Source organism: Saezia sanguinis, from assembly GCF_003991585.1.
In the GTDB taxonomy this organism is placed as follows: Bacteria; Pseudomonadota; Gammaproteobacteria; order Burkholderiales; family Burkholderiaceae_C; genus Saezia; species Saezia sanguinis.
The window spans coordinates 413,296-427,320 of sequence record NZ_PQSP01000002.1; the positions used below are offsets into that span (position 1 = coordinate 413,296).

A 14,025-nucleotide genomic window follows, 5' to 3' on the forward strand; every position below is an offset into this window, starting at 1 on the left:
GCATAGGTTCAGGTTTGACAAATGCAGAAGTTTTGGCAAAGCACTTCCGTTAGGCGCGTTTTTTTCGGTAAATCCAGGCTGTCAGTGTGCCACAGATTACTCCGGCCAGATGGTATTCGATGGATACGCCTTCTTTGGGAAGTAGCCCCAGCCATAGCCCGCCGTACAACAGCAATACGATCAGACCGATGACGATGTTGGCGATATTGCGTTGAAAAAAAGCGCGCGCAATCAACCATGCCCATAAACCAAACAGCCAGCCACTGGCGCCGGCATGGATGCTGTTGCGGCCAAATATCCAGACCAGCAGACCACTGCCCAGGATAATCCATACGCTGGCGTGTATAAAGCGTTTGGGTGAGTCCCACATGGCCAGCAGGCTGAAAAGCAGCAGGACCGGCAGGTTGGACCACAGATGCATCCAGCTGTTATGCAGCCAGGGCGAAAGGATAATACCGGGCAGGCCGCTGAGGTGCCTGGGCCAAAGGCCAAAATCACGTGCCAATATGCCGCCCATGGTGGCATTGATGGCTTGCAGCACAATCATCAGTGCCGCTATGGTGAAAAGTATCAGCAGCCGTTTTTCCCACTGGGCTTTACTTGCGGTCATAGTAATCGCTGGTGTCGCTGTCTTTCATGGTTTCGATCACCTGTGTGTGTCCCATGAGTGTTGCCAGTTTACGTAAACCATTGGTCAGGTTCACAATGTTTTTCTGTGAGCGCAGATCTACTTCCAGCTTTTTATCCATCAGCTTCATGACAGGAATAAAGCTCTTCTCCAGTGTGCTTGCCATACCTTGCAGAATTTCGGCCACGCCGGGCTGGGGCTGGGTCGAAAGGTTCACCGACACATTGGGCGGGGCAGGAGGCTGCTCGAGTTTTTCGAGCTGATCAAAAATCTGCTGCCATGGAATTTGCAGGGGCGGTGTATCCGGCTTGTTTTCAACAAACTGGGCAAAGCCCTGGAATTCATTGACTAGGTCATTCAACTGAGCCACAACCCGCATGCCGGTATCGGCATCGTCACCACCCATGGCCTTGATCCGCAGGAAGTCCTGCCTGATCTGCTCCCAGCGTTGCTGTTGTTCTTCGGTCATGCGACCGCGCAGTTCAGAGAGTTTCAGCAGGTTTTCTTCAGCGCCGGTGGTGAGCAACTGGGCTTCGCCCTGGTAGTGGTCGTTAATGACCTGGGCAATTTCGCCTTCGTTCATGATGGCAGAGATTTTTTCTGCCATTTTGTTCATGTTGCGGTAGCTGCCCTGCAGTCTGAATGGCGGCTCTGTGCGGTATTTATCGGCCTGTGCAGCGCTGGCAATGTATTGCTGGTTGACTTTGAGCACCACTTCGCGAATGGTGAACATGCGTTGCAGGGTGCCGACAATTTCATTGATTTCTGCTGCACTGTAGCTGTAGCTGAACTCGTTGTTGGAAATTTCTTTGCCATCGGCCTTGTCAACAAAGCGGTACACATCGGCCATGTCACGGGTTGCCAAAGGTGCCAGCACGGCATTGGATGTGAGCGAGTTTTCAATATAGCTCAGTGCAAATGCCTCTTGCATGCCGCCCAGTGTTTCACCCAGGTTATAAATATCGGCACGGTTGGCGAGCATGTCCGGTATTTTGAACACTTCGCCTGATTCTGTATAAGGGTTGCCGGCCATGACAACGCAGAACCGGCGCGCGCGCATGTCGTAGGTTTTGGTACGGCCTTTCCATACGCCTTCGATGCGGCGGGTGCCGTCACACAGTGAAATGAATTTTTGTAAAAACTCCGCATTGGTGTGCTGTATGTCATCGACATACAGCATGACGTTGTTGCCCATTTCAAGCGCCAGGTTGAGCTTTTCGAGCTCCTGGCGTGATGTGGCGTCAGGTGCCTGGGCCGGGTCCAGTGAGTGAACACGGTGGCCCAATGACGGGCCGTTGATTTTCATGAAAATCAGCCCCAGCCGGTGCGCCACGTATTCCATCAGCGTGGTTTTGCCATAGCCGGGCGGGGAGATTAGCATCAGCAGGCCCATCAGGTCAGAGCGTTTGCTCTCCCCGACCGTTCCCATCTGCTTGGCGAGGTTGTCGCCGATAACAGGCAGGTAGACGTCATTGATCAGGCGGTTGCGGACAAAAGATGTCAGTGGCCTGGGTTTAAACTCCTCCAGCCGCAATGATTCGCGTTCCTGGGCAATGATGTTTTGCCGCAGCAACTGATAGCGGTTCAGTGCCGGCAGGAATACTTCTGTGTGCTGGCGTACCCGTGCAAAAAAATCATCCACGGATAAATGCATCTGCTGGTTTTCAATGCGCGGGTGTGTACCCATCAGGTCTTTGACGGTAAAGCGCAGATCCGTTTCGGTAAAGCGCAGCGGGAAGTCTTCGGTCAGCAAAAATAAAACGATGGCTTCCGGAATGTAGCCGGCAATGGCATTCAGGTTTTGGCTTTCATCAGCCTGACATAAGCCTTGCAGCGCGTTTTCAACCTGCCCCCATTGGGCGTCAGGTCGTTCTCCCAGGCGTTGCAGTGCTTGGCGGAAGTCATCCCACATGCGCTCGCCCTGCAGGCGCAGTTGCAGGGCGTCCTGCAGTTGTTTGCCGTATTTGCTGAAGGTAAATTCCACACGGTCGGCTGCCAGAGCCTGCACCAGGTAATCAGCCGCTTCATGTGCGACGGACTGGTCGTAAGAAAGGCCGGTTTTGTCAAACCAGTCCTGTATGGACTGTGCAATTTCCTGCCGCAACGCAGTGATGCCCTGCGCACGGCCAAACAATAGTTGAATGGATTTGCTGGCGCGTGCGCGTTCTATCCACAAAGCGCTGGCTTCTTCATTGGCGCGGGTATATTGCCAGAACAGACCGGCCAATGCCCGTGGCAATGGCGAGTAGCGCAGCAACCCGGCACTTTCGGCCAAGGGTAGCAACTGCAAAAGGAGCAGGGTTGCGTCATGGTCGTGAATGCCTTTTTCGTAGCCTTCTTTGTAACGCGGCGTGGCAAAGTCGCGCACGGTTTTGCCCAGCACATCGGGTTGTGCCAGCTGGGTTTTGAGCAGGTTCAGTGACAAACCTTCCTGCTGCTGGCTGGCTGCTTTCAGAATTTGCGCCGCCAGATATTCACCGCGGTAAAGCTGCGGGGTTTCCGATTCGATCGATATTTGCCAGTAATCCCGCAGGTTTTCAAGCTCTGGATTGTTCAGCGGTTCAAAATAGTCGGTACCGGTCAGGTGGATGCATAAATGGTTGTCACGCGGCAGCAGGGTCAGGTCCAGCTCCTGCGTATTGACGCTGAAGCGGTGCCTGGGGCCCAGTTTAATGACATTGCCGCCATCTTCAAACAGTTCGGTTTTGTCGCGCAATGAGCGCAATGCCTGATCGCGTGCGCTTTTTAAGCGGGCTTCGACGTCATCGGCACGCACACTGTCATGCAGTTCACGCAGACGGGATACCAGTTCGCGCAGTTTTAAAATCAGAGGATCCGATGCAAAGAATGCATTCATTTCTTCCGGTTTGTTCAGGCGCGCGGTGCGGCGTGGCAATGTATCGAGAATACGGCGGGCGGCATCCTGCACGTTTTGTGCTTTACGCTGACGCTCGTCCAGCAGAGACTGTTTGTGAGACTCAAATGTCTCAAGCACTTCTTCGCGTTTGGCGAGAATGTCTCCCAGAAATTCTTCATGATCACCGAACTGGCCTTCCAGTTCTTCAAGCTGTACCAGCAGGCGCGATAACTGGTCATCGCATTTTTCAGGGTCTTGTGAGAGCGCCAGGGCGTTGACAATGCTCTGGCTGAAAAGGCTGAACTGGGCACCAAACTGCGCTACGGTTTCCGCCGAACCCAGGCCTTTACGGCGTTGTTCCGCGCGTGCTTTGCTTTGGTTGAGCTTGGCATATACCTCGGAGATGGCCTCGATGATGTGTGTGCGCTGCGTTGCATCTTCAATCTGGAGTGTGCCCATCAGGCTGGTGAGCATATCCAGGTCATTGGCCATGCTTTGCATGGCTGCCATCGGGATTGACAAGGCGTTGACGGTTTTAGCCTTCTGTGCCTGTGCGTCCAGTTCCTGCAACTGCGTGGTGAAAGGCAGCAGCGCCGTATCACTGGCTAAAAAGGTGGCGGTGGCTGCTGCCGTGCGCTCCTGTGCGGCCAGCAGATCGGTTTCCATCTGGTCGATGACAGCGGTATCTATATAGCGGTAGTCACGTATGGTCAGCAGCAGGCCACGCTGAGCGGTAATGTCGTTCAACGCACCCACATACTGCTGAACGTTGTCCCATCCTTCGGGCAGCAGCAGGTTCAGCAGGTTTTTCTGCTTAGCCTGCGCATCAGCCAGTGCCTGCGCTGACTGGCTGCGAATGCTTTCAACTTTTTCATATTCGTCCAGCACCATTTCAGCGGTGGCGGTGATTTCGCGCAACAGTGCTGGCAGTTGCTTAAGCTGCGCATCGCCCAGCCAGTGATAGGCGTCAAACAGGCGGCGTACATGCTGGCACAGCATGGAGTAACGTTGCACAGAGACGGAAGGGGAGGCAATTTCACGGCAGAGTTCGTAAAAGTCAGAAATACCACGAACCAGTTCTGCATTACCTACCCGGCCAAAGAAACCGTTACGGGCCGGCTGGCGTGCAGCGTACTCTTCAGAGTAAAACGGCGTTTGCCAGATTTGCATCGGGTGGATACGTGTCGGTTCATTGCCTTCAGAGTGGAAAATGACCATGCGGCCGTCTTCCAGCCTGGCATAACCGTGTCCCAGAACCGGCGGCTCCAGTTGGCGGCTGATGACGTCGTAGGTGAGCAGAACGGAATTGCCTACTTCCGGGTCGTAAAAAATGTACAGCACATCTTCGCCGTTGGGCGAGCGTACAGTGCGTTTGAAGCGCATGCCCAACATGGGGATGTCAAACGTTTTGAATTCGCCGTTTTGCAGATAGTACCCACCCGGAAAGATAATGCCATGGTCTTCCGGCAGTTGAATACACGCCAGCCCCAGCGCATCTACGCGTGCGATTTTCTGATTCAGCTTGTTGTAAATGTAATGGCGCCATTGCTGCTCACGGTAGGGCAGGATTTTAAGCAGCAGCAAAGAGCCCAGTTCGGCAAATTCAACCCGCAGGTCGCCAAGCGCCTGGTTTTCGTCTTCTACTTTTTCCGTGAAGATAATCTGCCCATCGGGGGTGTTGTTTTCAATTTTGAAGGTGAGTGTGCCGCGCCGTTGTTCAATGAACAGGGTGTTGGCAATGTTCATATACAGCCTTCGGGCTGTATCGATGATCATCTCGCGCGTGGTGTGAAGCCATTCAAAATCATAAGGGGCGGGCAGCGCAATATCGCGGTCGCCCCGGTTATCAATGTACTGAATTTGGCTGCTGTCGCCATTGGCAGGCAGTGCCCAGCGGAATACGCGGATATCGGTGTAGCGCTCGCCGATCTGGAAACTGGCCAGCAGCTTGTTGTCCCGTACCATCAACTGCAGCAGCTTGGTGTCTTTGTAATAAGTGTAAAGTTCGTTGAAGTCTGCAATGAAGCGTGGATGGGTCAGAAAGCTGCCTTCAGCCGGGCAGGCCTCTACATCGTAGCCTTCTTCTGTTTCTACCAGGCGATACAGGGAGAATACGTCGGAGATGGCGGTTTCTTTTTTCAGCCCGATAAATACGTTGTAACCAAACAGCAGAAAATCACCAACGCGGACAATGTCGCGTGCGATGCAGTTGTTTTCGGTGCGGATGCGTACCCGTCCGATGACTTCCATGTGGCTGTCGCCAAACTCTTTGAGGCGATGCTCATTGAGTTTTTGCGTGATGTCCTTGAGCCGCAGCCCCTGGTCCTGCAGGCGCCGGTTAAGTACTTCGTAAGCGCCGCCTTCGGCGACGGCTTTATCCACCATATCCTGAGCATCTGGAGTTTCAGCTGGCATGTCTGTCATGTCGATATTCCTGCAAGTGAGCTCTTCATACCGGTAGAACAAATGCCGCTTGACTGCAAGCGGCCTGATGAAAGGCAATGGCCTGTCATATCACTGTCCCGGCATTGGTCGTATCTATACGCTTTGCTGGCGCGGTGCAGCAGCAAAAGCGTTTGCTTTGTTTGCTGCACCGTGTGCACGGGAGATTACTGGTCTTTGGGTGACACAGGCAGATCGCCAATGACGCTGCCAGTGTTGCCACCTTTACCACTGAGCAGCCTGGTCAGCAGGTCCTGTACCAGCGGGCTCTTCCCAACCACGCCTTCAATGGATTTGCCAATGGAAAGAGACTTGGCAAACGCATTGAAATAGTCGCCACCGCCGCCCACCAGTTCAACCTTGGCCTTGGACAGCGCTGCGGCCAGCACTTCGGCCTGTTCTTTGGCGATTTCTTTGTTGGCAGCAATAGCGGCCATGGCTTCGTCAAAGTCTTTTTCAAGCTGCATGCGGAATTCTTCGTGCGCGCGGGTGTTGTCGGTAAGGGTGTCCATGGCATGGAATTTCTTGGCCAGACCTTCCGATTCGGAATTGAGGCGGTCCAGCAGTGCCTGTGCTTCTGCGGTGCCCAGTTCTTTCGTGGCTCTGGCTTTGGCAATACCCAGTTGTTCTTCGCCGCGTGCCTGTGCAAACAGTTTTTCTTCCAGCACTTTGGCTTCAGCCAGACCATCTTTTTCTTTGGCAGCGGCTTTGGCTTCTATGACACGGGCTTCTGCCATGCCTTTTTCCTGCTCGCCCTTGGCTTCGGCAATGATCAGTTCTGCCTGCACCTTGGCCGTTGCCAGGCCGTCTTTTTCTTTAGCTGCTGCGGTGACTTCCAGCACACGGGCATCGGCCAGGCCGGGGGCAGCACGTTCAGCTTCCACACCCTGTGCCATACGGATCTTGGCTTCGGCCTGCTTGGCGGCTGCTTCCAGTTCAGCCTGAGCCATGGTGTTGATTTCAACGGCTTTGTGTTTGGAACGTTCTTCATCAGCCTGCGCTTTTTTCACCTGCTGCACCAGTTCCTGTTCAGCAATGGCTTCTGCTTCCAGAATAGCGACCTGTTTGTTCCGGTCGGCCTCGGAGACAACACGTACTTCTTTGATGCGCTCTTCTTCCTGAGCTACGGTTTTATCCACAGCGACACGTTCACGAATGACGTTGGCAATGTTTTTGCGTTCTTCTTCAAGTGCCTTTTCTTTGTCAATGCGTTGCAGTTCCACATCGCGTTCGCGTGCAACAACTTCCAGATCACGGGCACGGGTGACTTTTTCAACTTCAATGACAACGGCACGCTGGCGGTTTTGTTCGGCAATTTCAACTTCGCGCTGCTGGTTTTGCAGGCGCACGTCAATCTGTTCCTGGGCGGCAATGCGGGCTTCTTCCGAACGCAGGCGCTGCTGTTCTTTGACCAACTGGGTTTCAGCTTCTTCACGCGCCTGGGTGCTTTCAATTTCACGCTTTTGCTGCGCTTCGGCAACGGCCTGTTGGCGGTCCAGCGCCAGTGATTTTTCTTTGGCCTCGACGTTTTCTTTCTGTTTGGTCAGCTCTTCATAGCGCTGAATGCGGTTGGTTTCAATGCTTTCTTTGGCTGTGCGGTCGGTAATTTTACGGATACCTTCGGAATCCATGATGTTGTTGGGATCCAGGAATTCAACTTTAGTTTGCTCCAGGTAGTCAATTGCAACATCTTCCAGCACATAGCCATTGAGGCCTTCGATGACGATTTTGATTTCGTCGCGGAATTGCAGCCGTTTTTCAAACAGTTCTTCCAGGTTGAATTTTTTCCCGGCGGTTTTTAATGCTTCGGAAAATTTGGCGTTGAAGAGCTGATCCAGCGCACGGTGGTCAGAGGCACGCTCCACACCAACCGACTGTGCAACCTGCAGCACATCCTCCGAGGTTTTGTTCACGCGCATATAAAATGAAACGCTGATGTCTGCACGCAGATTGTCTTTACAGATCAGCCCGTCTTTGCCCCGGCGTTCAATTTGCAGGGTGACCAGGGAGATTTTCATCAATTCCTTGATATGCAGCACAGGGAAGACGAACGACCCGGTAAAACTGACTTTAGGTTGTCTGTGCATCAGACCGTTTCTGATCAAAGCCGTGCCTTGCGGTACTTTGGTGTAAAAAGCTTTGAGTACTGCAAATATAACCAAAATGAAAACGACAAGAGAGACAAGTACCACCCCAATTGTCGTGATGAGCGTGCCAGTAACATTCATGCCTGATATCCCCTTAAAAGCAAATAAACCCAGAACAGTTTTTGTGATGAATTATTCAATAGCCTTTAAATTCATCTTCGCTGATGACCCGATAGGTTCTTGAATCTTCCAGATATTCGATTAAAACAACCCGATCACCGCGTTTGATCCCTTTTGATGCGTCGGCAACAATATCCAATATCATCCCAGCTTCACCATCATTTAACACCGCTTCTCCAAAACGCTCGTTCACGTAAGAACTGCGAACGGTGACGGTTTGACCAAGGAATGAGCGGTTGGACGGCGCATCCTGGTTTTTAAACACGATTCTGCGCAGCGGTTTGCATACCTGCGCAGTGAGCCAGACCGAGGCCGCAAATGCAGCAATGAAGACAACGATGCCGGCTGGATAGTAGATGATAGCGATATGAATATGACTCAGCAGCAAAGCCTGAGCGATGTAGGAGACCATCCATCCAAAAAGCGACAACAGGGAGACAACCAGCGTAATCGGAATACCATTAAGGCCAAAGCGCGACAGGAAGCCTACCGCCTCTCCGGTTGTGTGCATCCCATGGTCAAGGTGGCTACCGACATCTCCGGCGTCTATGTCCAAACCCCCGGCATCCCCTGCATCAACGTCAAACAAGCCAAAAATAGTCAGCAACCCGAGTATCAGTGACAAGCACAGGAAGAAAGTAAAGATGACCGTTGGAAACAACAGAAAATTTGCAAAAAATGCAGCCATTAACCTTTCTCCTTTGCTTTTATAGTATGCCCCAAAGGGGAGCTTGCTTCCTTGATGGCTGTATGCCAGGTGCGGCAGTAAGCGGCACCTGGCTCAATCGCAGTTTATGAATCGGCCTTTTCCTTCAAGCGGGCCAATACGTTGGCAGCGCTGTGTTCTTCAGGAATAATGCCCGCAGTGCGCAGCTTGTTTTCCAGCAGCGTGTCCTGATCTTCCTGGGCAGCCAGCTCGTTGCTTGCGTCGATTTTTGCTGCACGCTCAGCCTGTCTTTTCTTGATGCGCTCCAGCGATTCCAGTGCCGTGTGCATTTTGGCCTGCGAGCCGCCATAACGTTGAGAAACCGCCATCTGTGCTTTTTGTACGTTTTCGGTTGCCCGTACGGTATCAGCCTGCTGCTTCACACGTTTGATGTGCGTTTCTATTTGAGAGACAGCGCGGCGCAGTTGCTCAACGCTGCGGGCATAGCCGCCAGCCTGCGTCTGGGATTCTGAGAGTCCGATTTCCAGATTGGCGATTTTCCCAGCAACCTCTTTGGCCAGCTCTTCATTGTTGGCTTCCAGCGCTTTCAGGGCATACTGCTCGTATTCGGCGATTTTGTCCTCAATTTTTTTGACATCGGCATCGGCCAGCTTCTGCTTGGCCATGATTTCCGCCAGTGCTTCCTTGGAACGGCGCAGTTCCTCGTCTGCATCACGAATTTCCTGATCCAGGATGCGCAGTGCCTGGCTGTCAACGATGGATTCACCCATTTCGTGGGCTCCGCCGCGTAACGCCGTGATCATTTTGCTCCAGATACTCATTTCATTTCTCCTTGATAAGGCTCAGACGCTCTCTTTAAGATGGTCTTGGTAGGCTTCAGTGGCCTTGATGATATTGTCAGCCAGCACTTCAATTTCCAGCACCACGTTTTCCAGTTTGGAAGTCGCGCTCAAGGCGCCAAACATGGTGTAGTAACTGGGACCTTCTGGCGGTGTTTCCAATGCAATGCTCGACAGGGGAAACAGTTTGTGCGTGCGCAAAATGGCGTCGTTAAATTTAACAACGTCTTTGACATCGTCCGTAGACCACAGGGTGCCTTCAATGACAATCTGATCACCCGAGACCGCAACAAACAAGGGTAACTCGCCATAATCATGCATCTCAATGTGCAGACTCGAATCCGCTCCTTGCAGCAACTCTACGGCAGCACGCCCTTCTGCGAACAGGGGGGTGGTTGCCAAAGCCGCATATAGCGAATTTGCAGTCCAGACCTGAGGTGTTGTATTCATCCCATTCTCCTTTTCTGTGAGCACTGCCCCAGATTGAGGCAAGCGTAATTGACGCTCAATATGGCTCAGTGCCTTCGCATGCTCCGGCAATATCCATATCTCCTTTTTTACCAAACCTTGCTCACGCAGGCGTTGTCTGTAAAGGCGCTGGTAGTAGGCAGAAGATTTGCTTTTCATATGCGTATATTAACCTCATGTTAGTAACATGTCAATAAATGACATGTGTAATTCAGGTGTGTTTGTGGAAAAGATACAATAGAAGATACAACTTACATAGCAGACATATTAACTGAAAAATTCTTACATGTTTAAACATTAATGTAAGCCAATTTCACGATAGATGATAATTAATTGGGAAAAAGCCAAATAAGACACATTTTTTGATGGCATTTTGCCTGAATAAAGTATGCGTGATGGCACTGGCGTATGTATTCAAAATGAATTGGTCTTGTTTTTATCTGTGAAGATACTGAAATTTTGGAATTGACATGTTATTTGTCTGTGTGAGAACGGCAGGCCACAAAAAGCGGCTGGCACCTGAAAGGTGCAGCAAACGGTATGAATACTTCAACGGACTGCAAATCCAAGGCGTGGTATGGGTAAAAAAGAGTGAAAAAACAATGCTCCTATCAGGTGTATTTGCCTTTATTTTCTGCAACTGAAATAAAAATTATTTTTATCTGAAGTTGTTGATATTTGAGCAGTTTTTCGTAGCAACCGCTCCGCAGCGCTTGTCAAATAGGGTAAAACCCCTGCACGATGCAAATACCCTGGTGATACACTCGCTTTCGTGTCAGCATTTGCTGCTGTTTGTGTTTTTGAACAAACCAACTCAGGCATTGACACTAAAAGTATTAAAAATGAGATGGGTTGAGGCCAGACTCAATCTGACCCCCTAATAATTCAACTGAGGTATCAGATGAAGAAAACCAGGTTTTGTCGCTGGTTGTTGTTTCTGTGGGCGACGTTCGCGTTAACCGGATGCAGCAAATTGGTTCTGTTTGATTCAAAGGGCCCGGTGGGTATTGCAGAGCGTAACATCATCATCATGGCATTTGTCGCAATGCTGATTGTTGTGATTCCTGTCATCATCATGTCGGTATGGTTTGCCTACCATTACCGCGAGGGCAATGAAAAGGCCAAATATGACCCGGGCTTTACGCACTCGACCAAGATCGAGTTTTTTGTCTGGGGCATTCCCATTGTCATCATTATTTTTCTGGCTTATCTGGCGTATCGGGGGTCGCACGACCTGGACCCGTACAAGCCGCTGGCCTCAGAGGAAAAGCCGGTCACGATTCAGGCGGTGGCGCTGAATTGGAAGTGGCTGTTCATTTACCCTGAGCAGGGGATTGCCACGGTCAATGAAATTTATTTTCCCAAAGATGTGCCGGTGAATTTCCGCATCACTTCCGATGCGCCGATGAATTCGTTTTTCATTCCCCAACTGGGCGGGCAGATTTATGCCATGGCCGGCATGCAGACGCAGTTGCATCTGATGGCGCATGAGACGGGGACTTTCCGCGGCATGTCTTCCAACTACAGCGGGGCCGGTTTTGCCGGGATGCATTTCACAGCGGTAGCCACTGAAGACAGAAATGCGTTTGATGCCTGGGTCGAAAAAGTCCGCAGCGAAGGGCAGTCATTGGATGACATTCGCTACAGCCAGTTGGCACAGGACAGCAAGTTTGATCCGGTGGCGTATTTTTCGCAGGTGAAACCGGGGCTGTTCCAGCAGATCATGCATCAGTACAATTCCAAGCGCACCATGAACCATGCCGGACATGTGATGACATCTGGGGATGAGGCGCAGATGATGCACAACAACCATATGCAGCAATTTTAAAAACGGGGCATGGACATGTTTGGCAAATTAAGTTTAGAGGCAATTCCTCTGCATGAACCCATCATCATGGTGGTGATGGGGTTTGTGATTTTAGGCGGTATTGCTGTAATGGGGCTGATGACTTATTACGGCAAGTGGGGCTGGCTGTGGAAGAACTGGCTGACCACCACCGACCATAAAAAAATCGGTGTCATGTACTGTATTGTGGCGATTCTGATGCTGGTGCGGGGCTTTGCCGATGCCATCATGATGCGGGCCCAGCAGGCCATGGGGTATGCGGCAGCCAGTGCGCCCGATCCGGGTTATCTGCCGGCACACCATTACGACCAGATTTTTACCGCGCATGGCGTGATCATGATCTTTTTCATGGCAATGGCCTTGCTGACCGGGTTGATGAACCTGATTGTGCCGTTGCAGATCGGCGCGCGCGATGTGGCGTTCCCATTTCTGAATAACCTGAGCTTTTGGCTGCTTTGCTCGGGCGTGGTGTTGATCATGGTGTCGATGTTTATCGGTGAATATGCCAAAACCGGCTGGCTGGCGTATCCGCCGCAGTCGGGGCTGGAGTTCAGCCCGGATGTGGGGGTGGACTATTACATCTGGGGGCTGCAGTTATCGGGGCTGGGGTCGTTGCTGACCGGGGTGAACTTCCTGGTGACGATTTTCAAATGCCGCACCCCCGGCATGAAGCTGATGCAAATGCCGATCTTCACCTGGACGGTGCTGATTGCCTCGCTGATGATTGTGGCAACGTTCCCGATGCTGACGGTATCTTTACTGCTGCTGAGTCTGGACCGTTATCTGGACATGCACTTTTTCACCAATGCAGGTGGCGGCGACCCGATGCTGTATGTGAACATGATCTGGACCTGGGGCCACCCGGAAGTCTATATTTTGGTGCTACCGGCGTTTGGTATCTACTCGGAAGTGGTGGCCACGTTTGCCCGCAAAGCATTGTTTGGCTATAAGACCATGGTGTGGGCAACGGTGTCGATTGCGGTGCTGTCCACCGTGGTGTGGGTGCACCATTTCTTCACCATGGGCGCTGGGGCCAACGTCAATGCGTTCTTTGGCATCATGACGATGATCATTGCCGTGCCAACCGGTGTAAAGATGTTCAACTGGCTGTTCACCATGTATCGCGGACGTATCCGGTTTTCGGTACCGATGCTGTGGACCATTGGTTTTCTGGTGACATTTGCCATTGGCGGCATGACCGGCGTGCTGATGGCGGTGCCGCCGGCAGATTTCCTGGTGCACAACAGCCTGTTCCTGGTGGCGCACTTTCATAACACCATCATTGGCGGCGTTGTGTTTGGCTACCTGGCGGGTGTGGTGTACTGGTTCCCGAAAGCGTTTGGTTTCAAACTCAGTGAAAAATGGGGCAAGCGCGCATTCTGGTTCTGGCTGACAGGTTTTTATGTGGCCTTCATGCCGCTGTATGTGCTGGGCTTCATGGGCATGACGCGGCGTCTGTACCGCTACGATAACCCGGACTGGCAGTTGCCGCTGATCATTGCCTCCATTGGGGCCGTGCTGATTCTGCTGGGCATTGTGTGTACGGTGCTGTCTATTCTGGTGGGTATTTTGGAGCGCAAGAAAAATCTGGATCTCACGGGCGATCCTTGGGATGGGCGTACGTTGGAGTGGGCAACCTCTTCACCACCACCGGTGTATAACTTTGCCAAACTGCCCGAAGTGCACGGACTGGACCAGTTCTGGGAAGACAAACAAAAAGGCAAGGTGCACCAGTTCAGTGAGCATTATGAACCGATTCACATGCCGCGCAATACCGGCGTGGGCCTGATCATCGGGCTGGTGTTGGGTACGGCATTTGGTTTTGCGATGACCTGGCATATCTGGTGGCTGGCGATTGTGGGGCTGGCGGGCATGATCATTTCATATGTGGTGCATACGTTCAATACCGATACAGACTACTACATTCCCGCAGACGAAGTGGCCCGTACAGAGAAGGCATTCCAGGAAAAACTGGCGCAGGCCGAACAGCAGGGCATAAAGGTATAAGGTT

8 protein-coding genes are annotated in these 14,025 nt (G+C 52.0%); 2 read left to right on the plus strand and 6 right to left on the minus strand.

Annotation, left to right across the window (positions count from 1 at the left end; all coding sequences use genetic code 11):
• Positions 1-49: 49 nt before the first annotated feature.
• The 6 genes from CUZ56_RS05960 to bacA all read right to left on the minus strand — a co-directional run bounded on the left by CUZ56_RS05960 (position 50) and on the right by bacA (position 10,327).
• Positions 50-610 carry a rhomboid family intramembrane serine protease gene (locus CUZ56_RS05960; protein ID WP_126979199.1) on the minus strand — a complete coding sequence of 187 codons (561 nt, stop codon included), beginning with the start codon at positions 608-610 and terminating at the stop codon, positions 50-52.
• The gene (locus CUZ56_RS05965; protein WP_126979201.1) at positions 597-5,909 is read right to left on the minus strand and encodes a DNA repair ATPase; all 5,313 of its coding nucleotides are present in this window, start codon (positions 5,907-5,909) and stop codon (positions 597-599) included. The genes CUZ56_RS05960 and CUZ56_RS05965 overlap by 14 nt, the downstream gene beginning before the upstream one ends.
• Before the next feature lie 185 nt (positions 5,910-6,094).
• Positions 6,095-7,945, minus strand: coding sequence for a flotillin family protein (locus CUZ56_RS05970; protein ID WP_239442101.1), 1,851 nt, complete (start codon positions 7,943-7,945; stop codon positions 6,095-6,097).
• 265 nt (positions 7,946-8,210) lie between these two features.
• Positions 8,211-8,882 carry an OB-fold-containig protein gene (locus CUZ56_RS05975; protein ID WP_126979205.1) on the minus strand — a complete coding sequence of 224 codons (672 nt, stop codon included), beginning with the start codon at positions 8,880-8,882 and terminating at the stop codon, positions 8,211-8,213.
• Positions 8,883-8,986: 104 nt separating this feature from the next.
• Complete coding sequence (locus tag CUZ56_RS05980) at positions 8,987-9,682, minus strand: PspA/IM30 family protein (protein WP_126979207.1); 696 nt, start codon at positions 9,680-9,682, stop codon at positions 8,987-8,989.
• Positions 9,683-9,703: 21 nt separating this feature from the next.
• On the minus strand, positions 9,704-10,327 hold the full coding sequence (bacA, locus tag CUZ56_RS05985) for a biofilm formation regulator BacA (RefSeq protein ID WP_126979209.1): 624 nt from the start codon (positions 10,325-10,327) through the stop codon (positions 9,704-9,706).
• Between the two features lie 742 nt (positions 10,328-11,069).
• Between bacA and cyoA the strand changes: the two genes are divergently transcribed.
• On the plus strand, positions 11,070-11,996 hold the full coding sequence (gene cyoA / locus CUZ56_RS05990) for a ubiquinol oxidase subunit II (RefSeq protein ID WP_126979211.1): 927 nt from the start codon (positions 11,070-11,072) through the stop codon (positions 11,994-11,996).
• Between the two features lie 15 nt (positions 11,997-12,011).
• Positions 12,012-14,021, plus strand: a complete 2,010-nt coding sequence (cyoB, locus tag CUZ56_RS05995; RefSeq protein ID WP_126979213.1) for a cytochrome o ubiquinol oxidase subunit I — start codon at positions 12,012-12,014, stop codon at positions 14,019-14,021.
• Positions 14,022-14,025: the final 4 nt, after the last annotated feature.

Coding starts and splice junctions, on each gene's coding strand:
- CUZ56_RS05960 (WP_126979199.1), bottom strand. CDS start 610: ATGACCGCAAGTAAAGCCCAGTGGGAAAAACGGCTGCTGATACTTTTC.
- CUZ56_RS05965 (WP_126979201.1), bottom strand. CDS start 5,909: ATGACAGACATGCCAGCTGAAACTCCAGATGCTCAGGATATGGTGGAT.
- CUZ56_RS05970 (WP_239442101.1), bottom strand. CDS start 7,945: ATGAAAATCTCCCTGGTCACCCTGCAAATTGAACGCCGGGGCAAAGAC.
- CUZ56_RS05975 (WP_126979205.1), bottom strand. CDS start 8,882: ATGGCTGCATTTTTTGCAAATTTTCTGTTGTTTCCAACGGTCATCTTT.
- CUZ56_RS05980 (WP_126979207.1), bottom strand. CDS start 9,682: ATGAGTATCTGGAGCAAAATGATCACGGCGTTACGCGGCGGAGCCCAC.
- bacA (WP_126979209.1), bottom strand. CDS start 10,327: ATGAAAAGCAAATCTTCTGCCTACTACCAGCGCCTTTACAGACAACGC.
- cyoA (WP_126979211.1), top strand. CDS start 11,070: ATGAAGAAAACCAGGTTTTGTCGCTGGTTGTTGTTTCTGTGGGCGACG.
- cyoB (WP_126979213.1), top strand. CDS start 12,012: ATGTTTGGCAAATTAAGTTTAGAGGCAATTCCTCTGCATGAACCCATC.